This is a genomic window from Galactobacter caseinivorans (assembly GCF_003640665.1).
GTDB classification, from domain to species: domain Bacteria; phylum Actinomycetota; class Actinomycetes; order Actinomycetales; family Micrococcaceae; genus Galactobacter; species Galactobacter caseinivorans.
In genome coordinates this window covers 329,815-353,129 of sequence record NZ_QQXL01000002.1, presented here as the reverse complement: position 1 = coordinate 353,129, position 23,315 = coordinate 329,815, and the positions used below count along the sequence as shown (strand labels likewise).

General features: G+C 67.0%; 18 protein-coding genes and 2 pseudogenes. 17 read left to right on the top strand and 3 right to left on the bottom strand.

What is annotated here, in order from left to right:
- The first annotated feature begins 54 nt into the window (after nt 1-54).
- The 14 genes and pseudogenes from pyrR (at nt 55) to DWQ67_RS05180 (ending at nt 15,524) form a co-directional block, all read left to right on the top strand.
- On the top strand, nt 55-624 hold the full coding sequence (pyrR, locus tag DWQ67_RS05245) for a bifunctional pyr operon transcriptional regulator/uracil phosphoribosyltransferase PyrR (RefSeq protein ID WP_121484525.1): 570 nt from the start codon (nt 55-57) through the stop codon (nt 622-624).
- Nucleotides 621-1,586, top strand: a complete 966-nt coding sequence (locus DWQ67_RS05240; RefSeq protein WP_121484524.1) for an aspartate carbamoyltransferase catalytic subunit — start codon at nt 621-623, stop codon at nt 1,584-1,586. The genes pyrR and DWQ67_RS05240 overlap by 4 nt, the downstream gene beginning before the upstream one ends.
- A gap of 1 nt (nt 1,587) precedes the next feature.
- Complete coding sequence (locus tag DWQ67_RS05235) at nt 1,588-2,910, top strand: dihydroorotase (RefSeq protein WP_121484523.1); 1,323 nt, start codon at nt 1,588-1,590, stop codon at nt 2,908-2,910.
- Nucleotides 2,907-3,434 (top strand): PH-like domain-containing protein, encoded by a 528-nt coding sequence (locus DWQ67_RS05230; protein ID WP_121484522.1) that lies wholly within the window; start codon nt 2,907-2,909, stop codon nt 3,432-3,434. Before DWQ67_RS05235 ends, DWQ67_RS05230 begins: the two co-directional genes overlap by 4 nt.
- Nucleotides 3,431-4,612, top strand: coding sequence for a glutamine-hydrolyzing carbamoyl-phosphate synthase small subunit (gene carA / locus DWQ67_RS05225; protein WP_199712611.1), 1,182 nt, complete (start codon nt 3,431-3,433; stop codon nt 4,610-4,612). Before DWQ67_RS05230 ends, carA begins: the two co-directional genes overlap by 4 nt.
- Before the next feature lie 3 nt (nt 4,613-4,615).
- Complete coding sequence (gene carB, locus DWQ67_RS05220; protein ID WP_121484520.1) at nt 4,616-7,912, top strand: carbamoyl-phosphate synthase large subunit; 3,297 nt, start codon at nt 4,616-4,618, stop codon at nt 7,910-7,912.
- A 2-nt stretch (nt 7,913-7,914) separates the two neighbouring features.
- Entirely contained in the window at nt 7,915-8,748 is an 834-nt protein-coding gene (gene pyrF, locus DWQ67_RS05215) for an orotidine-5'-phosphate decarboxylase (protein ID WP_233555913.1), read from the top strand.
- A 151-nt stretch (nt 8,749-8,899) separates the two neighbouring features.
- Nucleotides 8,900-9,487: a guanylate kinase gene (gene gmk / locus DWQ67_RS05210; RefSeq protein WP_121484519.1), complete on the top strand. Its 588-nt coding sequence runs from the start codon at nt 8,900-8,902 to the stop codon at nt 9,485-9,487.
- 53 nt (nt 9,488-9,540) lie between these two features.
- Nucleotides 9,541-9,840, top strand: coding sequence for a DNA-directed RNA polymerase subunit omega (rpoZ, locus tag DWQ67_RS05205; protein ID WP_121484518.1), 300 nt, complete (start codon nt 9,541-9,543; stop codon nt 9,838-9,840).
- A 13-nt stretch (nt 9,841-9,853) separates the two neighbouring features.
- Nucleotides 9,854-11,167: a bifunctional phosphopantothenoylcysteine decarboxylase/phosphopantothenate--cysteine ligase CoaBC gene (gene coaBC, locus DWQ67_RS05200; RefSeq protein ID WP_121484517.1), complete on the top strand. Its 1,314-nt coding sequence runs from the start codon at nt 9,854-9,856 to the stop codon at nt 11,165-11,167.
- Nucleotides 11,164-12,366, top strand: a complete 1,203-nt coding sequence (gene metK / locus DWQ67_RS05195; protein ID WP_121484516.1) for a methionine adenosyltransferase — start codon at nt 11,164-11,166, stop codon at nt 12,364-12,366. Before coaBC ends, metK begins: the two co-directional genes overlap by 4 nt.
- 81 nt (nt 12,367-12,447) lie before the next feature.
- Entirely contained in the window at nt 12,448-14,493 is a 2,046-nt protein-coding gene (locus DWQ67_RS05190) for a primosomal protein N' family DNA-binding protein (RefSeq protein ID WP_158595377.1), read from the top strand.
- Between the two features lie 50 nt (nt 14,494-14,543).
- A pseudogene (locus tag DWQ67_RS13975) lies at nt 14,544-14,689 on the top strand (recombinase family protein); the annotation flags it as partial.
- Between the two features lie 535 nt (nt 14,690-15,224).
- Nucleotides 15,225-15,524, top strand: coding sequence for a hypothetical protein (locus tag DWQ67_RS05180; protein ID WP_147433621.1), 300 nt, complete (start codon nt 15,225-15,227; stop codon nt 15,522-15,524).
- Nucleotides 15,525-15,633: 109 nt separating this feature from the next.
- On the opposite strand, the pseudogene DWQ67_RS05175 reads toward DWQ67_RS05180, so the two are convergent.
- The 3 genes and pseudogenes from DWQ67_RS05175 to DWQ67_RS05165 all read right to left on the bottom strand — a co-directional run bounded on the left by DWQ67_RS05175 (nt 15,634) and on the right by DWQ67_RS05165 (nt 18,669).
- Nucleotides 15,634-16,648, bottom strand: a pseudogene (locus tag DWQ67_RS05175) (transposase).
- 164 nt (nt 16,649-16,812) lie between these two features.
- Complete coding sequence (locus tag DWQ67_RS05170; protein ID WP_121484514.1) at nt 16,813-17,709, bottom strand: alpha/beta fold hydrolase; 897 nt, start codon at nt 17,707-17,709, stop codon at nt 16,813-16,815.
- Nucleotides 17,710-17,718: 9 nt separating this feature from the next.
- Nucleotides 17,719-18,669, bottom strand: a complete 951-nt coding sequence (locus DWQ67_RS05165; protein ID WP_147433620.1) for a sugar-binding transcriptional regulator — start codon at nt 18,667-18,669, stop codon at nt 17,719-17,721.
- Between the two features lie 200 nt (nt 18,670-18,869).
- On the opposite strand from DWQ67_RS05165, the gene DWQ67_RS05160 reads away from it, so the two are divergent.
- From DWQ67_RS05160 to glpK, 3 genes are all read left to right on the top strand, one after another.
- Nucleotides 18,870-20,621, top strand: a complete 1,752-nt coding sequence (locus tag DWQ67_RS05160) for a glycerol-3-phosphate dehydrogenase/oxidase (RefSeq protein ID WP_121484512.1) — start codon at nt 18,870-18,872, stop codon at nt 20,619-20,621.
- Nucleotides 20,622-20,721: 100 nt separating this feature from the next.
- Entirely contained in the window at nt 20,722-21,498 is a 777-nt protein-coding gene (locus DWQ67_RS05155) for an MIP/aquaporin family protein (RefSeq protein ID WP_121484511.1), read from the top strand.
- 27 nt (nt 21,499-21,525) lie between these two features.
- A complete protein-coding gene (glpK, locus tag DWQ67_RS05150; protein ID WP_121484510.1) occupies nt 21,526-23,046 on the top strand; it encodes a glycerol kinase GlpK in 1,521 nt (506 codons plus the stop codon).
- Nucleotides 23,047-23,315 lie beyond the last annotated feature (269 nt).

Sequence of the window (23,315 nt, the reverse complement as noted above, 5' to 3'; positions counted from 1 at the left end):
GGCGGCAGACACCCTTTAAATTCCGTCCGGAGAGGCGGGGAAGGAGGTCGGCAGATGAGCCAGAACACCGGTGCAAGCACTCCCGAAGAGGAGCGCGGCCGTGAGGTCCTGACCGCAGCCGAAATCGATCGGGCGTTGACCCGGATCGCCCACGAGATCGTGGAAAACACCAAGGGTGCACAGGACTTGGTCCTGCTCGGCATCCCCACCCGCGGCGTTCACCTCGCCGCCCGCCTGGCTGACAAGCTGGCCCAGATCACCTCCCGCCCCGTTGATCATCTCCTCGGGAGCCTGGACGTGACCATGTATCGGGACGACCTTCGCCACCAGGCAGCCCGCACGCCGGCCCCCACCGTGGTGCCCGCGGCAGGCATCGACGCCCGCACTGTGGTGCTGGTGGATGATGTGCTCTATTCCGGCCGCACCATCCGCGCCGCGCTTGACGCGCTCAACGACCTTGGCAGGCCCTCCGTGGTGCGCCTGGCCGTGCTCGTGGATCGCGGCCACCGCGAACTCCCCATTCGCGCGGACCACGTGGGCAAGAACCTGCCCACCGCCAAGGGCGAGTCGGTGCACGTTGAGCTCACCGAGATGGACGGCGTGGACCGGGTGGTGATCCGGTGAGGCATCTTCTAGACACCGTGAACCTGTCCCGCGAGGACGCCATTCGCATTCTGGATGTCGCTGAGACCATGGGGGATGTGGCCGGGCGAGAGGTCAAGAAGCTCCCCGCGCTGCGCGGCCGCACCGTGGTGAACCTCTTCTTTGAGGACTCCACGCGTACCCGCATCTCCTTCGAGGCAGCGGCCAAGCGCCTCTCAGCGGACGTCATCAACTTCTCCGCTAAGGGCTCCTCCGTGTCCAAGGGGGAGTCCCTGAAGGACACGGCGCAGACCCTGCAGGCCATGGGCGCTGACGCCGTGGTGATTCGTCACCCGGCCTCCGGCGCGGCCCAGCGGTTGGCGCGCACCGATTGGATTGACGCGGCGGTGGTCAACGCGGGGGACGGCACCCACGCCCACCCCACCCAGGCGCTGCTGGACGCCCTCACGCTGCGCCGCGAGTTGGCCGCACGGGACGGCGTCTCTCCCACCGGCCGCGGGCTCGACGGCGCGCGGGTGGTCATCGTGGGGGACGTGGTGCACTCGCGCGTGGCCCGCTCCGATGTGTGGCTCATGCACCGCCTCGGCGCGCGCGTCACCCTGGTGGCCCCGCCCACCCTGCTGCCCGTGGGCGTGGAGAGCTGGCCCTGCGACGTCGAACTGGATCTTGACCGCGCCCTCGCGGCCGGCCCGGACGCCGTCATGATGCTGCGGGTGCAGGCGGAGCGCATGCAGAGCTCCTTCTTCCCGTCCGTCGCGGAGTATTCGCGCCGCTGGGGCCTGGACGCCCCGCGCCTGGCTGTCCTGCCCCCACAGAGCATCGTGATGCATCCCGGGCCCATGAACCGCGGCCTAGAAATCAGTGCCGCCGCCGCGGATTCGCCGCGCTCACGGGTGCTGGCGCAGGTCGCCAACGGCGTCTCCGTGCGCATGGCCGTCCTCTACCTTGTGCTCTCCGGAGCCAACACCCCCGAAGGAGCCTGACATGTCGGCATCTACCCTGATCCGCAACGCCCGTATCCTCGGCGGCGACCCGCAGGACCTCTTGATCACTAAGGGGCGCATCCAGGAGATTGGCCCCGGCGGCACGCTGAGCGCCCCAGAGCGCGCCACCGTCGTGGAGGCGCAGGGCCTGGTGCTGCTGCCCGGCCTGGTGGATCCGCACACGCACCTGCGTGAGCCGGGCCGCGAGGACGCGGAGACGGTGGAGACCGGCACGCGCGCCGCGGCCAAGGGCGGTTACACGGCCGTGCACGCCATGGCCAACTCCCTTCCCGTGGCAGATACGGCTGGCGTGGTGGAGCAGGTCTGGCGCCTGGGCCGCGAGTCCGGCTGGGTTGACGTGCGCCCGGTGGGCGCCGTGACCGTGGGCCTGGCGGGTGAGCGCCTGGCGGAGCTGGGCGCCATGGCCGAGTCCCGCGCCGGGGTGCGCGTCTTTTCAGACGACGGCATCTGTGTCTCCGACCCGGTGCTGATGCGCCGAGCGTTGGAGTACGTCAAGGCGTTCGACGGCGTGATTGCTCAGCACGCGCAGGAGCCGCGCCTCACCGAGGGCGCTCAGATGAACGAGGGCGTGGTCTCCGCCGAGCTGGGGCTGGCCGGTTGGCCGGCCGTGGCGGAGGAGTCCATCATCGCCAGGGATGTGCTGCTGGCCCAGCATGTGGGCTCGCGCCTGCACGTGTGCCACGTCTCCACCGCGGGCTCCGTGGAGATCCTGCGCTGGGCCAAGGCCCGCGGAGTGGACGTGACCGCGGAGGTCACCCCGCACCACCTGCTGCTCACGGATGAGTTGGCCAGGGACTATGACCCGGTCTTTAAGGTCAACCCGCCCCTGCGCACCGCCGCCGATGTGCAGGCGCTGCGCGAGGCGGTGGCGGATGGCACCATCGACGTGATCGGCACGGACCACGCCCCGCACCCCACTGAGGCCAAGGAATGCGAGTGGGCGGCCGCAGCCATGGGCATGACCGGGCTGGAGACCGCCCTTCCGGTGGTGCAGCACGCGCTGGTGGATACCGGCCTGATCCAGTGGGAGGACGTGGCCCGCATCATGTCCGCGACCCCGGCGCTGATTGGGCGCCTCCCCGACCAGGGGCGGCCCATCCGTGCGGGGGAGCCCGCACACCTGACCCTCGTGGATCCGGCGGCCAAGACCGTCGTGAACCCGGAATCCCACGCCACCAAGGGCCGCAACTCGCCCTTCCGCGGCTTGGAGCTGCCCGGCCGCGTGATGCACGTGTTTTACCACGGCCACCCCACCGTCGTGGACGGCGAATTGGCCACCCCCTACGAAGAGGCTTCTGCATGAGTCCCGATTACGTCCCCGCCGTCATCATCACCATCCTGGTGGTGCTTGGCGTCATCGTCCTGATCCTGGTGGGTTGGAGCAATCGCAAGCGACGCCAGTCCCACGTGCCGACGCCCGCGAGCATCCCGGGCACGCTGACGGAGCCCCGCACGGAGGTGGAGGGCACCTACGTGGTGACCACCGCCGCAGGGGATCGCCTTGATCGCATCGCGGTGCACGGGCTTGGCCTGCGCGGCAACGCGCTGCTCTCCGTGGGCCAGGACGGCGTGGCAGTGCTGCGTGAGGGCGGCACCAACTTCTTCATCCCCGCGTCCGCGCTTGAACTCGTGGACACCACCAGCAACATGGTGGGCAAGGCGGTGGAGAAGGACGGAATCATTGTGCTTCGCCACCACCAGGACGGATTCGGCTTCGATACCGGATTCCGCGCCCGCTACCACACAGACAAGGCCGGACTCATCCAGGCCATCAAGACGTTGATCCCGGCCGCTGCCGGGGCCACCACCGGGAAGGAAGCCAAGTGAGCATCACCAACACCCCCGAGGCGTTGCTTGTCCTCGAGGACGGGAAGGTCTTCTCCGGCCGCGCCTATGGCCAGACCGGAACCACCTTCGGTGAGCTGGTCTTCACCACCGGCATGACCGGGTACCAGGAGACCCTCACGGATCCCTCCTTTGCGCGCCAGATCGTGGTGCAGACCGCGCCGCACATCGGTAACACCGGCGTGAACGCTGAGGATGAGGAGTCCGTGCGGATCTGGGTGGCCGGCTATGTGGTCAGGGACGCGGCACGCCGCCCGTCCAACTGGCGCTCCGAGGGCACGCTGGATGAAGAGCTGCGCAAGGACGGGATCGTCGGCATCCAGGGTGTGGACACCCGCGCCATCACCCGCCATGTGCGGGACAAGGGCGCCATGCGCTCCGGCATCTTCTCCGGCGAGGCCGCGGAGCAGCCCGTCGCGGAGCTGGTGAAGCAGGTGGCCCAGCAGCAGCCCATGGCCGGTTCCCGCCTGGCAGAAGAGGTCTCCACGACGGAGGCCTACTGGGTGGAGCCCGCCCAGCACGGCTGGGACGCCGCGCCCCGCTTTACCGTGGCCGCGCTTGACCTTGGCATCAAGGGCATGACCCCGCAGCGTCTGGCCGAGCGCGGCGTCCGCGTGCGCGTGATGCCGGCGGACTCCACGCTGGAGCAGCTGCTTGAGCTGGAGCCGGACGGCGTGTTCCTCTCCAACGGTCCCGGTGATCCCGCGACCGCGGACGTCCAGGTCAAGCTGACGCAGGACGTGCTGGAGCGCCGCCTGCCCTTCTTTGGCATCTGCTTTGGCAACCAGATCCTGGGCCGGGCCCTGGGCTTTGGCACCTACAAGCTGCCCTTTGGCCACCGTGGCATCAATCAGCCGGTCCTTGATCGCACCACAGGCAAGGTGGAGATCACGGCGCAGAACCACGGTTTTGCCGTGGACGCGCCGCTGGATGGCCCGGTGACGGCACCCGAGGCGCGCTTTGGCCGCGTTGAGGTCTCACACATTTGCCTGAACGACGACGTCGTTGAGGGCTTGCGCTGCCTGGACCTGCCGGCCTTCTCCGTGCAGTACCACCCCGAGGCCGCGGCCGGCCCGCACGATGCCGCGTATCTCTTTGACCGTTTTGTTGACGTGATGGCAGCGCACTCCGCCGCCTCCGCGACCACCCAGGAAGGCTGAACCGTGCCCAAGCGTGAAGACCTGAAGTCCGTCCTCGTCATTGGATCGGGCCCCATCGTCATTGGGCAGGCTGCCGAGTTCGACTACTCCGGCACCCAGGCCCTGCGAGTGCTGCGGGAAGAGGGGCTGCGCGTCATCCTCGTGAACTCCAACCCGGCCACGATCATGACGGATCCCGAGTTCGCGGACGCCACCTATGTGGAGCCCATCACCCCTGAGGTGGTGGAGAAGATCATCGCCAAGGAGCGCCCGGACGCGATCCTTCCCACGCTGGGCGGCCAGACCGCCCTCAATACCGCGATTGCCCTGGATAAGTCCGGCGCGCTTGAGCGTTACAACGTGGAGCTGATCGGCGCCAACATCGAGGCCATCGAGCTGGGCGAGGACCGCGAGAAGTTCAAGGGCGTGGTGGAGCGTTCCGGCGCCGAGTCAGCCAAGTCCATCATTGTGCACACCATGGATGAGGCGCTGGCCGCCGCGGAGGTGCTCAACTACCCGTGTGTGGTGCGTCCGTCCTTCACCATGGGTGGCCTGGGCTCCGGCATGGCCTATAACGAGAAGGATCTGCGCCGCATCGCCGGCGCTGGCCTGCAGTATTCGCCCACCACGGAGGTGCTCCTGGAGGAGTCCATCCTTGGTTGGAAGGAGTACGAGCTGGAGATGATGAGGGATCGCAACGACAACGTTGTGGTGGTCTGCTCCATCGAGAACTTTGACCCGGTGGGCGTGCACACGGGCGACTCCGTGACGGTGGCCCCGGCCATGACCCTGACGGATCGCGAGTACCAGAAGCTGCGTGACATCTCCATCGCGGTGATCCGCAACGTGGGCGTTGATACGGGCGGCTGCAACATCCAATTCGCTATTGAGCCGGCCACCGGCCGCGTGGTGGTCATCGAGATGAACCCCCGCGTCTCCCGCTCCTCCGCCCTGGCCTCCAAGGCCACCGGCTTCCCGATCGCCAAGATCGCGACCAAGCTCTCCCTTGGCTACACCCTGGACGAGATCCCGAACGACATCACGCAGAAGACGCCGGCCTCCTTTGAGCCCTCCCTTGACTACGTGGTCGTGAAGGTGCCTCGCTTTGCCTTTGAGAAGTTCCCGGCAGCGGACGCCACGCTGACCACCACCATGAAGTCGGTGGGAGAGGCCATGGCGATTGGCCGCAACTTCACCGAGGCGCTGCAAAAGGCCCTGCGCTCCCTGGAACAGAAGGACTCGGAGCTCTCCTTTGTGAAGCCGGCGCCGGAGGAGGTGGACGCGCTCGTGGAGTCCACGATCCTTGGCTCCACCGCCCGCCTGGCCAACGCCCAGCGCGCCCTGCTTGGCGGTGCCACGATTGAGCAGCTCTACGAGGCCAGCGGCATTGACCCCTGGTACCTGGATCAGTTGGTGCTCATCAACGAGACGGCCGCCGCCATCGCAGCTGATCGGGACCTGCGCCCAGAGACGCTGCGCGAGGCCAAGCGCCACGGCTTCTCCGACGCCCAGATCGCCACGCTCTCTCATCAGCGAGAGGACGTGGTGCGCGGCATTCGCCACGCGATGGGGATCCGCCCGGTCTATAAGACCGTGGATACCTGCGCCGCTGAGTTTGAGGCGTTCACGCCCTATCACTACAGCACCTATGACCTCGAGACGGAGATTGCCCCGCACGAGAAGCCCTCGATCCTGATCCTTGGCTCCGGGCCCAACCGCATTGGCCAGGGCATCGAGTTTGACTACAGCTGCGTGCACGCCACCATGGCGCTGCGCGAGGCCGGGTACGAGACCGTGATGGTCAACTGCAATCCCGAGACCGTCTCCACGGACTACGACGTCTCCACGCGCCTGTACTTTGAGCCGCTGACCTTGGAGGACGTGCTTGAGGTCATTCACGCGGAGGAGATTTCAGGCGGAGTGCTGGGTGTGTTTGTGCAGCTGGGCGGCCAGACCCCGCTCAAGCTGGCCCAGCAGCTCCAGGACGCCGGCGTGCCGATCCTTGGCACCTCACCCGCCGCGATTGACCTGGCGGAGGATCGCGGGGAGTTCTCCCGCGTCCTTGACCGGGCCGGGCTGATCTCCCCGAAGAACGGCACCGCCGTGTCCTTCGAGGACGCCAAGAAGATTGCCGACGAGATCGGTTACCCGGTCCTGGTTCGCCCCTCCTATGTTCTGGGCGGGCGCGGCATGGAGATTGTCTACGACGAGGCCAACCTGGCCCGCTACGTCTCCACTGCCACGGAGATCACCACGGAGCATCCCATGCTCGTGGACCGCTTCCTTGAGGATGCGGTGGAGATTGACGTGGACGCGCTCTTTGACGGCACGGACATCTACGTGGGCGGCATCATGGAGCACATCGAGGAGGCCGGCATTCACTCCGGCGACTCGGCGTGCACGCTGCCCGCCATCACGCTGGCCCGGGACACGTTGGCTCGGGTGGCGGAGGCCACCCGAGCCATCGCCGAGGGGGTGGGCGTGCGCGGCCTGATCAACATCCAGTTCGCGCTGGCCTCTGACGTGCTCTACGTGATCGAGGCCAACCCCCGCGCCTCGCGCACCGTCCCGTTTGTGTCCAAGGCCACCGGGGTGCAGATGGCCAAGGCCGCCGCCCTCATCGGCGTCGGCTCCACGATTGCCTCGCTGCGCGGCACCATCCTGCCCCTGTCCGGCGACGGCGCGTCGCTGCCGGATGACGCGCCGGTCTCGGTCAAGGAAGCGGTCATGCCCTTTGCCCGCTTCCGTACCCCGGAGGGTCGCGTTGTTGACTCCCTGCTTGGCCCGGAGATGCGCTCCACGGGCGAGGTCATGGGAATTGACAAGCACTTTGACACGGCCTTCGCCAAGAGCCAGGCCGCGGCGAATAATCCGCTGCCCACCAGCGGCAAGGTCTTTGTTTCCGTGGCCAATCGCGATAAGCGCGCCATGATTATGCCGGTGAAGGTGCTCAAGGACATGGGCTTTGAGATCGTGTCCACGGGCGGCACCGCGGACGTGCTGCGCCGCAATGACATCCCTGCCACCCTGGTGCGCAAGGTGCACGAGGACGGCACGGACACCCCCAACATCGTTGACATGGTGGAATCCGGGGAGATCGCGATGATCATGAACACGCCCTCCGGCGGCGACGCCCGCTCGGATGGCTACGAACTGCGCGCCTCCGCGACCAGCGTCGGCACGCCGGTCATCACGACGGTGGCGGAGTTCACGGCGGCGGTGCAGGCCATCGAGGCACTGCGCGCCTACCCGTGGGATGTGGCGAGCCTGCAGGAGCACGCGGAGCGCCTGCGCATCGCGCGCGCCAAGGCAGAGGCCTGAGCGTGACTCCCGTTCCCTTCGGTGCCCGCCTGGCGCAGGCCATCTCCACGCACGGTCACCTGTGCGTCGGGATTGACCCGCACCCGGGCCTGTTGCAGGCCTGGGGACTGCCCGACGACGCGGAGGGGCTGCGGCGCTTCTCTTCCGTGTTGCTCGGTGCGGCAGAGGGGCGCGCGGCCGCCATCAAGCCACAGGTGGCGCTCTACGAGCGCCACGGCTCGCGCGGTCTTGCCGTGCTGGAGGAGCTGCTTGAGCAGGCCCGCGAGGCGGGCGTGCTGAGCGTGGCGGACGCCAAGCGCGGGGACATTGGCTCCACGATGGCCGGCTACGCGCAGGCCTGGTTGGGGGAGGATTCCCCGTTGCGGGCGGACTCGGTCACGCTCTCGCCGTACCTTGGCGTGGGTGCCCTGATGCCGGCCCTTGAGCTGGCGGAGCAGACGGGCCGGGGCGTGTGGGTGCTTGGGCTGACCTCCAATCCGGAGGGCCAGCGCGTGCAACACGCCGGTGGCCCTGACTCGGCTGCGGGGCGGGTGGTCGCTGATGTGGCCGCCTGGAACCGCGAGCACGGGGATGTTCCTCTGGGCTCGGTGGGGCTGGTGGTGGGTGCCACCACCGGCTCCGCGGCCAAGGACCTTGGCATCGATTTGGGTGCCGGAAGGCCGCCGCTGCTGACCCCGGGCTATGGAGCGCAAGGTGCCACTGCCGCGGATCTGCGGCGGGACTTCGCTGGGGTGTGGGACCAGGTCTTGGTCCCGGCGAGCCGCTCCTTGGCGCACAACGGGCCAAGCGGCGTCGTGCAGTGTGTGGTGGAGGCCGCGCGGGACCTGGCCGCCTAAAACGGCCCGCTCTGGCACCGAACCGCGGCGTGAGCCGCACCACCAGCGGCGCGCGTGCGCACCGCGGGACGGCGGGGGCCGGTAAGATGGATCAATCCGTCGCATCGGCCCCTTCGCCGTTGCCTCCTCCCGCCCAGGAGCCCCACACCGTATGTCTGACCAGCCCACCACGCCGCACCGCGTCACCGTCCTTGCCGGCCCCACGGCCGTGGGCAAGGGCACCGTGTCCGCCTACATCCGCGAGAACTACCCGCAGGTGTGGCTCTCCGTCTCCGCCACCACGCGTGATCCGCGACCGGGGGAGCAGGACGGGGTGCACTATCAGTTTGTGGGCCGCGAGCGCTTTGCGCAGATGGCGGAGCAGGGTGAGCTGTTGGAGTGGGCCGTGGTGCACGGGCGCAACTCCTACGGCACCCCGCGCCAGACTGTGGTGGACGCGGCGGCGGAGGGCAAGTTTGTGCTGTTGGAGATTGACCTCCAGGGTGCCCGGCAGATCAAAGAGACCATGCCGGACGCGCGCTTTGTGTTCCTGGCGCCTCCCAGCTGGGAGGAATTGGTGCACCGCCTGGTGGGCCGCGGCACCGAGAGCGCCGAGGAACAGCAGCGCCGCTTGGAAACCGCTAAGCTAGAGCTCGCTGCCGAGTCGGAATTCGATGTTGTCATCGTGAACGACGACGTGCAGCGCGCGGCGGAAGAACTCGTGCGGGTCATGGGTGTGCAACCCGGACCGCGCGGCTGATTGACCTTTTCACACCGTCTGCAAGATTTTTTCTCCACACGTAAGGACTGATCGTGGCTCAGAACCTCGAAGGCATCATCAACCCCCCGATCGACGACCTGCTCAAGCGCACGGATTCCAAGTACGCGCTGGTCATCGATGCCGCCAAGCGGGCCCGCCAGATCAACGCCTACTACGCGCAGCTCCACGAGGGCCTGTTTGAGTACGTCGGCCCGCTGGTGGACACCCGCATGAATGAGAAGCCGCTCTCCATCGCCATGCGCGAGTTTGATGAGGGCATGCTCTCCGTGACCCCGCTCTCCGAGAAGGCCGTTGCCGAAGACGCCGAGGCCGGCGTCGAGCTCTCCGAGTAAGGTCTCACCTCACGTGAGCACTTCACGCACGGCCCGGATCGTGGTGGGCGTGGCCGGTGGCATTGCCGCCTATAAGGTCACCTCCTTGGTCCGGGCCTTGCGTGCGCTCGGGCACCAAGTGGATGTGGTCCCCACCCCCAACTCCCTTGAGTTTGTGGGTGCCGCCACCTGGGAGGCCCTCTCCGGGCGTCCCGTGCGCACCAGCGTTTTTGAGGCCGTGGATGCGGTGAATCACGTGCGCCTGGGTCAAAACGCGGATCTGGTCGTCATTGCGCCCGCCACAGCGGACCTGCTGGCGCGTGCCGCCACCGGCCGCGCGGATGATCTGCTGACGGCCACCCTCTTGGCTACTCAGGCCCAGGTGGTCATGGCCCCGGCCATGCACACCGAAATGTGGTTGCATCCGGCCACCGTCGCCAACGTCGCCACCCTGCGCTCCCGTGGCGTGGTCGTGGTTGATCCGGCCGTTGGCCGGTTGACCGGCCCGGATTCCGGCCCCGGACGCCTTCCCGAGACGGACGAGTTGATGGCGGCGTTGGTTCCGTTCCTGCCGGTCGACGCTGCGGGCGAACCTCCCGCGGACGCCGGCACCGAGGCCGCCGCGCAGCTGCCGCTGGCCGGGCGCCGCGTCGTCGTGAGCGCAGGCGGCACCCGAGAACCGCTTGACCCCGTGCGCTTCCTCGGCAATCGCTCCTCCGGCAAGCAGGGTGTGGCCCTGGCGATCGCGCTGCGCGACGCCGGAGCGCAGGTTGACCTGATCGCCGCGCACCTTGAGGTGCCCACCCCGCAGGGCGTCGCCGTGCATGCCGTGGGCTCCGCGCTGGAGCTGCAGAGCGCCGTCGGGCAACTGGCCCCCGGCGCGGACGCGCTGGTCATGGCGGCCGCCGTGGCGGATTTCCGCCCGGCGGAGTACGTGGACGCCAAGATCAAGAAGGTGGGAGAGGACGGCGCGCCGACCATCACCCTGGTGCGCAATCCCGACGTGCTGGCCGGGGTCGTGGCCGCCCGCGCCAGCCAAGATACCGGCGGGGCGGACGCGTTGCCGCCGCTCATTGTCGGCTTTGCCGCGGAGACCGGGGATGCGAATCACTCGGTCCTGGAGTACGCGCGTCACAAGCTGCAACGCAAGGGCTGCGAGATCCTGGTGGTCAACGAGGTGGGCGTGGATAAGGGTTTCGCCACGGACCACAACGACGTGACGATCCTCTTTGCGGACGGCGCGGAGCCCATCATGTCCTCCGGTGACAAGGCGGACGTGGCCAGGGCCGTGACCGGGGTCATGGTGACCCGCATGGTGTCGGCCGCTCCCGGTACAGTGGTGGAGTGACCCAGAACCCCTCTTTGCGCCTCTTTTCCTCCGAATCCGTGACCGAGGGGCATCCGGACAAGATCTGTGACCAGATCTCGGATGCCATCCTTGACGCCCTGCTTGAGCAGGACCCGGAGTCGCGGGTTGCGGTAGAGACGCTGACCACCACCGGGCTGGTGCAGGTCGCCGGTGAGGTGACCACCAACGGCTACGTGGAGATCCCGCAGCTGGTGCGCAACACCATCTTGGATCTGGGGTATGACTCCAGCGCCAACGGCTTTGACGGCGCGCGCTGCGGCGTCAACATCTCCATTGGGCAGCAGTCCCAAGAGATTTCGGACGGCGTCTTTAACTCACTCGAGGTTCGCGAGGGCGTGGCCGTGGATCGCCGCGATATGCAGGGCGCCGGGGATCAGGGCATCATGTTCGGTTATGCCTCTGATGAGAATGACGTGTTCATGCCCACGCCCATCCACCTGGCCCACCGCCTCTCCCAGCAGCTCACGCGTGTGCGCCGGGACGGCATCCTGACGGGCCTGCGCCCGGACGGCAAGACCCAGGTCACCATCGGCTATGACGGGGACACCCCGGTGTCCCTGGAGACCGTGGTGGTCTCCAGCCAGCACGCCATGGATTACAGCATCGAGGATGTGCGCCGGGATCTGCTGGACGCCGTGGTGCGCCCGGTCATGAAGACCACGGACCTGGACGTCTCCCAGACGGAGATCATCCTGAACCCCTCCGGCCCGTTCGTGATTGGTGGCCCGGTGGGGGACGCGGGCCTGACCGGTCGCAAGATCATCGTGGACACCTACGGCGGCTTTGCCCGTCACGGCGGCGGCGCCTTCTCCGGCAAGGATCCAAGCAAGGTGGACCGCTCCGCGGCGTACGCCATGCGGTGGGTTGCCAAAAACGTGGTGGCTGCAGGCCTGGCCAAACGCGTGGAGGTGCAGGTGGCGTACGCCATCGGCAAGGCCCGCCCCGTGGGCCTCTACGTGGAGACCTTTGGCACGGAGACGGTGGACCCGTTGCGCATCTCGCAGGCCATCGAAGAGATCTTTGACCTGCGCCCGCTGGGCATCGTGGAGGATCTGGACCTGAAGCGTCCCATCTACCGCAAGACCGCGGCCCACGGTCACTTTGGCCGCACCGATCCCGACTTCACCTGGGAGCGCCTGGACCGCGTGGACGCACTGCGTTCCTGGTTCAGCGCCTGAGGCCCTCGCCATGAGGCGCCGGGCAGGGGGCCCCATGCGTGAGAATCCGGCCATCGGGTTCCTGGCCTTGAGGCCGCAGTCATGAGTGCCGAGGAGTCCCCGCAGGCGCCGGCCGGGCTCTTTGAGTTGGAGCCGCAGCCGCCATCGCAGGCCGACGGTACACAGAGCCCCGCGCTCGGCGCGCCCGTTCCCGCCGCCTCCCTGCCGATCGCCAGGGTGGTCCTGGAGACACCGGTGCCGCACCTGGACCGGACCTTTGACTACCTGGTGACGGCGGAGCTGGACCGCGACGCCCAGCCTGGTGTTCGCGTGCGCGTGCGCTTCGGCGGGCGCCGGCTCAACGGCTACCTGGTGGAGCGGGTCCAGCACCCGGAGGCCGGGGTCAAGCCCATCCCGCTGACCTCGGTGGTCTCCGCCGAGCGGGTGCTCGCCCCAACGGCGCTGGCACTGGCCCATGCCGTGGCCGAGCGCTACGCAGGGACCGTCGCGGACGTGCTCAGGGCCGTGGTGGTGCCGCGCGTGGCCAAGGTGGAGCGAGAGGGCCCCGGGGTGCCGCTCACGGGTCCCGAACGCCCGGAGCCCGGGCTGTGGACCGTGGAAGAGCGCGGCCCCGAATTCCTGGAGGAACTCTTTGAGGGCGCCGCACCACGCGCGGTGCTCTCCGTGACCCCCAACGGCGGCGACGGCTGGGCGCAGCGCCTCGCCATCGCGGCAGCCACCACGGCGGCCGGCGGGCGCGGCGCCATCGTGGTGGTGCCGGACGCCCGCGACGTCGGCCGGCTGTCCGCGGCCCTGGAACCTCTGGTGGGGGAGTCCGGATTTGCGCGGTTGACGGCGGATGACGGCCCGACGGCGCGCTACCGCTCCTTCCTGCGCGTGCTGCGTGGTGAGGTCAAGATCGTGATCGGCACCCGCAACGCGGCCTTTGCTCCCGTGCGGGACCTGGGTCTGCTGGCCATGTGGGATGACCACGATTCAAGCCATGTGGAGCCCCGTGCGCCCTATCATCATGCGCGCGAGGTGTTTCTGTTGCGGGCCACGCTGGAGGGGAGCGGAGCGCTCTTTTCCTCAGCTGCCCGTAGCGCGGAGGCCCAGCGCTTGGTCCTGACCGGGTGGGCCAGGCAGCTCAGTGCCCCTCGCGCGGTGTTGCGGGACGCCGCGCCGTTGGTGCGGGCCTCCTCGGACGACTTTGAGGCGCAACGGGACCCGGTCCTGCACGCCGCGCGGCTTCCGCGCATCGCATGGGAGGTCGCGAAGAAGGCGTTGCTCAGTGGCCCCGTGTTGGTGCAGGTGGCTCGGAAGGGTTTTCTGCCCAGCCTGCGGTGCCAGGACTGCCGCGAGCCCGCTCGGTGCACGGCCTGCACCGGGCCACTGGCTCTGACGAGTGCCAACGGGGATCCGGTGTGCCGCTGGTGCGGCACCTACGCGCGCGGCTTCACCTGCCCCATCTGTTCAGGGCACCGTCTGCGCGCCAGCGTGGTGGGCGCGGATCGCACGGCGGAGGAGCTGGGCCGGGCGTTCCCCGGCGTGCCCGTGGTGCGTAGCACCGGCGCTGACAGCGTGCTGTCGGTTCCGGGGGCGCCTGCGTTGGTGATCTCCACCCCCGGGGTGGAGCCGCTGGCGGAGGGCGGCTATGCGGCGGTCCTGTTGCTCGACGCCGACGCGCAGCTGGCACCCGAGGGCCTGCGAGTGGGGGAGGACACCCTGCACCGCTGGTTCAGCGCGGCCTCGCTTGCGCGCGGCCGTTCCGAGGGCGGGGTGGTGATCCTCACCGGGCATCCGTCCCCGCAGGGGCAGGCGTTGGTGCGATGGGATCCAGCCGGCGCCGCCGAGCGGGAACTGGCGGAGCGCTCTCAGGTGCGCCTCCCGCCCGCGATTCGCTACGCAACTTTGGAAGGCGCCGCCGCGGCGGCGGACGCCTTTGCCGAGGACATGGTGGATGCCGCCCCAGTACGCCGGGTGGGTCCGACCCCGGGGGAGGATGAGGGAGAACACCGGTGGATCCTCTTCTTTGACCACGCCCACGGGGCCAAGACCACCGAGCTGCTGCGCCGGCGCAAGGCCCTGGGTTCCCTGCGCCGGGATCCCATGGTGCGTGTGCGGGTGGATGATCCGCAGGGGCTCTAATGCGTGAGGCGCCATGAACATCAAGAACGGCAGGAAGTACCATAGGGCTTCGTGCTGGGCTTGGGCAAGCACTAGCAACCTGCCGGGGCGGGGATACCTCGTGGTGACCAAGTCCGACCGACTGGCCAGGTCGCGGCGCGATGCAAAGGACGTCGTTGATGAACTCACCCGTCGCGAGGTCAAGCTCAGTATCGGTCGTTTCTGTGCGGCTGGCACTCGTCTCCCGATGTGCGCGTGAGACGTGAATCGCGGCAGTAGATATCAGCCTTTCTGCGCTGGAAATAGTCGCGCCTGGTTCGCGACCTCACGTGCACTTTCCTGCACACCTAGGTGGGTGGGCTAGTACACCACCGCGTCTAAGGGGTGGGGCTAAAGGCTGGTCTGTGATTCAATCAGTAACCGACTGATAGCAAAGGCAGGAAAGAAAAGAATGAGGCAATTCACTCCACTCGTTGCCGCTAACGATTTGGCGGCGGATCATCGTGGGATGACTTCATGGCCTACGTGAGCAAGAGCTCCTTGAGCTCGCCATCCGCGATTTACGGCGCTGGCTTCGGGAAAACACGCTATACGACGCCGGTCAACATGATTAATCACAGGAACGGTGACAAGGTAACCTTGAGGCCGACGGTCGTGATATCCTCCAACAACAAGAAAGTGATCACTTCATTTCCCGGCGGGAACTGCCGGATATGACGGCTCATGATGTTGGGCCGTGGCCTATCAAATTGATGGCTGAGTACTCCGTTGGAGGCATGTTGCCGGTGTGGTGGGTCGGATACCACGAGAAACCCACGGCCGAAGAACTTTCCGTATCACCGGAGCTGATCGAACGCCTGAGGTCTTGGCAAAGCTTCTTCGACGATCACTATGATCATGAGCGGGGTTGGCCGAGTGAGGAGTTCCTCACCCTGCACTACCGTGATGCGCAGATTCTTCTGCGCGAGCTCAGGCGCGAGCTTGCAGATGACTCGGTGGTGTTGGACTTTTGGCAGGTGGGTGTCGCTGGCAAAGACAGCCCTCCCTCCTGACGGGTCCGTCACGTTGGGCGAATGCACACGGACCTTTCGGGCTAGTTGATCGGATGTCCGAGAGCAAAAAAGCGCCCCACCTCGTGATGAGGGGGGGCGCTTTTTTGGCTCATCGCAATCGAGGTTGTAGGAGCGGTCTGAATCCACCGATCTCGAGGAATGATCTGGCGATGTAGTTCGTGAGGTTGCGGAAGCCGAGGGCGGAGCCGCGGAGGTGTTCGAGCCTGGCGTTGTTGGCTTCGGTGGGGCCGTTGATGGTGCCGGGCCGGCCGAAGAACGCGAGGATGTTAACGGCACGCTGCTTCAGCGTCCGGCCGTGGCGTCGGATCTCGACGAGCGCGGCGGGAACACCGCTGCTGACCGCATCGATCAGGGCTTGCATGAGCTTCTTGTCGGATCCCCGGTACGCGGGGACCAAGCGCTGATAGATGCCCCAGGTCGCGTCGACCTCGATGTGTACCTCGATGGCTAACACGTCCTCCAGACGAGCGGACTGCTTGTCGGTGAGCAGGCTCGCGCCGGGGACTTCTTGCGCGGCTGCGGTCTTGAACTCGTTGACCCGTCCATCACGATCACCTCGATCCCCTCTGCCACGCTTTCGGCCCTCCGGCGAGCCACTCTTTGAACACCACTTTCGAGCGCCCCGGGGCCATGTCCACGAACCGAGGATGCCGCCGGACTTGCTCATCGACACCGATCCTCGTCACCCCATCGAACCGAGCCGGGTCATCGATCAGCCGACGCTTGCCGTCGGAGATGACCGCGTTATTCGCCGTATGCCAAGACACCCCGAGGCCTACAGCGACACGCGACACGCGACACGGTGAGATGGTCAACAACGATCCCCGTCAGCGCCCACCCGAGACCACCGCGGGAGACCTTCGAGCGCGGTACGGCCACCTGCGACGTGTCCTGCCGCCACGTCCGACCGCAGTGCTCGCACCGGCACCACCGGTCCGACTCGATGACTCGGCATCGATGACAGCGCGATGGGGCGACAGATGCTCCCCGACAGCGTGAAGTCCGAGCTCATCTAGCCGGCAGAACGTGGTCAAATCGGGCGTCGTGAAATTGTGGGTGAGGCACGCTGAGGTCTTCCGGATGGGAAGCGAGAGAACTTCCATCCTCAGGCAGACCTGGCGCTCTACCCGACCAGCGGCACGCTCAAGCGATGACACCCCAGTTCGTGAAGAGCCAGATTCCCCGAGCAGAACTTTTGACCTCGAGTTCGGCCAAAGCCCTACGAAAGTCGCGGCAACTGACCGAACTCCCGGCAAGAGAGGGCCCGCTAGGGGACGCGCGCCAGGAACGCCTCGATGGCGTCTGCCGCGGTCTGCGGCGTCTCGTAGTGAATCAGGTGACCCACGCGCGGGATCATGACCAAAGCGGCGTCGGGCATCAGGGCGGCCAGGCGCTCCTGGCCCGCCACCGAACCCAGCGGATCCGTCTCCCCAGCGATCAGGAGGCTAGGCATGGTGAGGCGCCCAGCGACGTCGCGCACCGTGTGCGTGATGGAAGAACGGTAGGACTCCAGCAGCGTGTCCGGGTCGCTGAACCCGGCGAAATACGCCCGGTGCTGGTCCCGCACATAGCGGCGCGTCACCGGGTCGCGGGAGGTGAGCATCGCCGCCGTGGTCACATCCACCACCACGCGGGCGCGCAGCAGGGCCTCGCCGGCGGCCAGCGGTAGAGCGGCCGCCCCGCCGTAGTACGCCTGCGCAGCGCGGGTGGCCAGGGCCTGAGAGCTCTCCAGTGCCGGCTCGCAGATGGGGTTGACCAGGATCAACCGGGAAAAGGCCTCGGGGTGCGCCGCCGCGTAGTGGGAGGTAACGATGGAGCCAAAGGAATGCCCCAGCAAAACGGTGCTGGCGGGCAACTCCAGCTCGGTGCGCAGGGCGTCGATCACCGCGCCGTAGCCGGGCGCGTCATGCGCGGCGGTGGTGAACGGGCCCGTGGCGCCAAAGCCGGGCAAATCAGGGGCAATCACCAGATAATCGGGAAGGGCATTCACCAGGCGGCGCAAGCCGTGATGATCCCCGCGGAAGCCGTGAATCATGAGAATCACGCCGCGCGGGGTGTTGCGAGCCGGGTAGGCCCACGTCCGCACCGTGCTGCCGCCTGCGCGCACGCTCAACGTCAGTGCCTCGCGGTCATCGATGAGTGCGGTGTCAAAGGGAATGCTCACGAACCGAGCCTAGTGGGTGGGCGTTGCCGGTTTGGCCTCCGCCACCGCCCTGGCAGCGGTCTCATCCACCACCACCTCCGTGAACAGCCCCGCGCGCAGCGCGCCCAACAAGCCAGTGACCTTGCCGCGACCGTGCACCACGCCCAGCCTGCGGGGCACCGACTGCAGGGTGGCAAAGTCGGGACCAGTGGAGCGCGCGTTAACGGTGATGCCGTCATGGGTGCCATCGGCGCGGAAGAAGCGTGTGGCGATGTCACCGACCACCCGCTCCTGCGCAATCAGCTCGTAGTCAGAGGCGTCCAAGAAGTCGCTGTCATACAGGTGGCTGGTGACGGAGGCGGTCAGGGAACCGATGCCGGCCACCATCATGCTCATGCGCTCCTGCAGGTCAAGGATGCGGCGGATGGAGCGCTCACGCCAGAGCAGATCGCGGGCCGCGGGGTCATCAAAGAAGGCGGGGACGGGGAAGGACTGCACCTCCGCGTCAAAGGCGCTGCCAAAGCGCTGAAGGATTCCGGCCGCGTAGTCATGCCCGGTCGAGGTAGGGCTGCCTGCGCCGTTGAGCTGGACCACCGTGGCCCCGGTCAGGGGGTGACGTGTCAGTCGCTGAGACACGGCCCGCACCGTGGTGCCCCAGGCCACTCCCAGCACATCGCCGTGACCAAGCGTGGCGCCGATCAGCTGGGCCGCCACGCTGGCGACCCGGTCCAACTCTTGCTCAGCGCTGTCTCCCACGATGGTGGGCACCACCGTGAAATGCGCGGAATAGCGGGCACTGAGGGTGGCGGCCAAGTCGCGGACTCCGTGCGTGGGGTCGTGAAGGCGGATCTCCACGATCCCGCGCTCGCGGGCCTCGGAAAGCGCGCGGGAGACCGTGGAGCGTGAGACGTCCCAATCCTTGGCCAGGGAGTCCATGGTCCGGTGATCCTCGTAGTAGCCCTTGGCGATAGCCAACAGCATCTGCGCACGCCTATTCTGGTGATGTGTGCCGGTGGTCACGTGAAGCACTGGGCCTCCTTGCACGTATGTGCATCGCTCTTGATCGTTCGTCCAAACAGTTCCAGGATCTCAGATAGGACCGCAACCCGGTCACGTAGCCACGCAGGTTATTTAGACCGCGTGTGGCGCGACAAGCAAAGTAGCTTCTACGGAGGACCCACATGTCACCTCAGGATTCGGTCACCGCCGGTTCCCTCAACGCCCCTGCACCGCGTGGGGGCTCCGAGCGCGAGGTGGTAGCTGCACTGAAGCGACGCCCCCGCGCGCAGGTGCTGATTGTGGGTGGCGGCATCAACGGCGTGGCCACGTACCGCGACCTGACCCTGCAGGGCATTGATGTGGCCCTGATTGAGGCGGCTGACTACGCCAACGGCGCGTCCGGCGCGTCCAGTCACATGATCCACGGTGGCATCCGTTACCTGGAGAACGGCGAGTTCCGCCTCGTCAAGGAGTCCGTGCAGGAGCGCAACCGCCTGCTGCGCCTGGCGCCGCACTACGTGCGCCCGCTGCGCACCTCCGTCCCGATCCGCAGCGTCTTCTCCGGCCTGTTCAACGCGCCCATGAAGTTCCTGTTCAACTACTCCGGCAAGCCCAGGGAGCGCGGCGCGGCCGTGATCGAGATGGGCCTGACCATGTATGACCTGTACTCCCGCGCCGGCGCCTCCGCCCCCAAGCACTCCTTCACCTGGGGCCGCAAGGCCGTGGCCAAGGAAATGCCGGAGCTGCGCCAGGACACCAACTTCCTTGGCACGTACTACGACGCCAGCGTTCACAACCCCGAGCGCCTCATCATGGACCTCGTCACCGAGGGCGACGCCACCGGCCACGGCCGCTCCGCCAACTACGTGCGCGCCGTGGGGCACAACAGCGAAGGCTCCGTGCTGCGAGATGAACTGACCGGCGAGGAGTTCACCTTCGCCGCAGACGTGGTCATCAACGTCACCGGCAACTGGGTGGACGGCACCAACGAGGCGCTCGGCGCCTCCACCGCCTACATGGGCGGCACCAAGGGCAGCCACATTGTGCTGGATCACCCGGAACTGCTGGAGGCCACGCGCGGCCGCGAGATCTTCTTTGAGCACGAGGACGGGCGCATTGTGCTCATCTACCCGATGCTGGGCCGCGTGCTCGTGGGCACCACCGACCTGGACGCCGGCCCCGGCGATGAGCCGGTCGCCACGGACGAAGAGATCCAGTACTTCTTTGATCTCATCAAGCACGTGTTCCCCACCATCAACGTGACCCGCGAGCAGATCGTCTACACCTTCTGCGGCGTGCGCCCTCTGCCCAAGCACGATGCAGAGAACCCCGGCCGCGTCTCTCGCGATTACAAGATCGAGAAGCGCACCGAGGGCGGCTCCACCTACTTCAGCCTGATCGGCGGCAAGTGGACCACCTTCCGCGCGCTCTCCGAGCACCTGGCCAACGACACCCTCAAGGTGCTTGGCTCCCCGCGCCGCCTCTCCACGGAGGACCTGCCCATCGGCGGAGGCAAGGACTACCCGGAGGGCGACGCAGCTCAGCAGCGTTACCTGGAGTCCCTGCGCGCCACCGGCATGACCCTTGGCCGCGCCATGGTGCTGCTGGAGCGTTACGGCACCCGCGCCAGCGACGTGGCGGAGTTCATCGCCGGCGGCGAGGATCAGATCCTCAAGACCACGGATGAGCTCAGCACCCGCGAGCTGTTGTGGTTTGCACAGGAGGAGCAGGTGGGTCACACCGTGGACGTGTTTGTGCGCCGCACCAACCTCGCCTTCCGCGGCCTGGTGACGGATGAGACCATCACGGAAGTTTCTGAGGGACTCGCCGCAGCCTTGGGCTGGGATGCCACGCGCACCAAGGAAGAATCAGATTTCGCTCACGCCGTATTGGTGGAGCGTCACCGCATGGCCTCCTTGGGGGCCAAGCTGTAAGTTCAGCACTCTCGCACACGTAGTACCGTCGCCCTCCGCTATGGAGGGCGACGGCCTCGCACCCGGCGGAAACTGTTCCGCCACTGAGAAGGAGTCAAAGATGTCTCTGGGAGCAGTTTTTTTCAGTGAGTTGGCCGGTACGGCCATGCTCATCCTTTTGGGCTGTGGCGTTGTCGCCAACGTTGCCCTTGCCAAGACCAAGGGTCTCAACGGCGGCACCCTGATGGTCAACTTCGGTTGGGGCCTCGCGGTCTTCACCGGCGTTTACCTCTCCTTCGCCTCCGGCGCGCACCTGAACCCGGCCGTCACCATTGGCCTGGCCGTCTCCGGTAAGGAGGAGTTTGTCCCCGGCATCGCCGTGGACGTGACCTCCATCGCCGTGTACATCGCCGCGCAGATGGTTGGTGCCATCCTTGGTGCCGTCCTGTGCTGGCTCGCCTACAAGGAGCACTTCGACGCTGAAGAGGATCCGGCCACCAAGCTGGGCGTCTTCTCCACCGGCCCTGCCATGCGTAACTACGGCTGGAACCTGGTCACCGAGGTCATCGCGACCTTCGTGCTCGTCATCGCCGTCCTCGTCTCGGGCTACACGGCCTCCGGTCTTGGCCCCTTGTTCGTTGCCCTGGTTGTTGTTGGCATCGGCGCCTCCCTCGGTGGCCCCACCGGCTACGCGATCAACCCTGCTCGCGACCTCGGCCCCCGCATCGCCCACGCGATCCTGCCCATCAAGGGCAAGGGTCGCTCGGACTGGTCCTACTCGTGGGTTCCCGTCGCTGGCCCCATCATCGGCGGTGTCCTTGCCGGGCTCGTCTACCTGGGTTACGTCGGCATCTACGGCACGCCCATCGAGTTCCTCGCCAAGGCAGCCGGCGCCTGATCTATCCCTCCACCGAAGGAGCAGCACATGTCTGAGAAGAAGTTCGTCATTGCCATTGATCAGGGGACCACGTCCTCCCGCGCCATCGTGTTTGATCACGAGGGCCAGATTGTCTCGGTGGGTCAGCTCGAGCACGAGCAGATCTTCCCGCAGGCCGGCTGGGTTGAGCACAACCCGGCAGAGATCTGGAACAACACGCGTGAGGCCATTGGCCAGGCGCTGTCCAAGGCCTCGCTGACTCGCCACGACATCCAGGCCGTGGGCATCACCAATCAGCGCGAGACCGCTGTGGTGTGGGACAAGAACACGGGCGAGCCCGTCTACAACGCGATTGTGTGGCAGGACACCCGCACGCAGAACATTGTGGATGAGCTGGCCAAGGACGGCGGCACCGACCGCTTCAAGTCCACCGTGGGCCTGCCCCTGGCGACCTACTTCTCTGGCACCAAGGTCAAGTGGATCCTCGACAACGTTGAGGGCGCCCGCGAGCGCGCCGAAAAGGGCGATCTGCTCTTTGGCACCACCGACTCTTGGGTCCTGTGGAACCTCACCGGCGGAGTGGACGGCGGCGTGCACGCCACGGACGTCACCAACGCCTCCCGTACCCTCCTCATGGACATCCGCACCCTGGAATGGCGTGAGGACATTGCCGAGGTCTTCGGCATCCCCATGTCCATGCTTCCGGAGATCAAGTCCTCCTCCGGCGTCTTTGGTGAGGTGCACGGCTCGCAGCTGCTGCGCGAGGTGCCGATTGCCGGCATCTTGGGCGATCAGCAGTCGGCCACCTTTGGTCAGGCCGCGTTTGATACGGGCGAGGCCAAGAACACCTATGGCACCGGCTGCTTCCTGATCTTCAACACGGGTGAGGAGGTCGTTGAGTCCAAGAACGGCCTGCTGACCACGGTTGGCTACAAGATCGGTGACGAGCCCACGCATTACGCGTTGGAGGGTTCCATCGCCGTGGCCGGGTCGCTGATCCAGTGGCTGCGGGACAACCTCGGCATGATCAGCTCCGCCCCCGAGGTGGAGGAGCTCGCCGCGTCCGTTGAGGACAACGGCGGCGCCTACATCGTCCCCGCCTTCTCGGGTCTGTACGCCCCGTACTGGCGTCCGGACGCGCGTGGCGTGATCGTGGGCCTGACCCGCTTCGTGAACCGCGGGCACATTGCCCGTGCCGCGATCGAGTCCACCGCCTTCCAGACCGCGGACGTCATTGACGCGGTCAACAAGGACTCCGGTGTGCCCCTGGCAGAGCTGCGCGTTGACGGCGGCATGACCGCCAACGAGGCGCTGATGCAGTTCCAGGCCGACATTCTGGGCGTGGACGTGGTTCGCCCGGCCGTCACCGAGACCACCGCGTTGGGTGCCGCGTACGCCGCGGGCCTGGCCGTGGGCTTCTGGTCCGGCCTGGGTGAGCTCAAGACCAACTGGGCCGAGGACAAGCGCTGGTCGCCGTCCATGGCTCCGGAGGAGCGCGAGCGCCTTCTGCGTCTGTGGCACAAGGCCATCACCAAGTCCTACGACTGGGTTGATGAGGACGTGAAGTGATCAGCTGATCACCTTTCGGCTTCTGCCTGTTTCCGCCGGCCCGGTACCCCGTAGGGGGTGCCGGGCCGGCGGCGTTGAAGGACCCTGCCCGACGCCGTGTGGCGGGGGAGCGCTGCCCCGCCACACGGCGTCGGGCACAGTCACGTGACGCGCCTGCCCGCGGCCCGTGCTGACGTAGGATGGAGGCCGTCCCGGGGCGCCTTGTGCGTGTCCGGGACGTGATCTTGTTCCGATCACCGTGAACCGCAGGTTTGAGAGGGGATTCAACA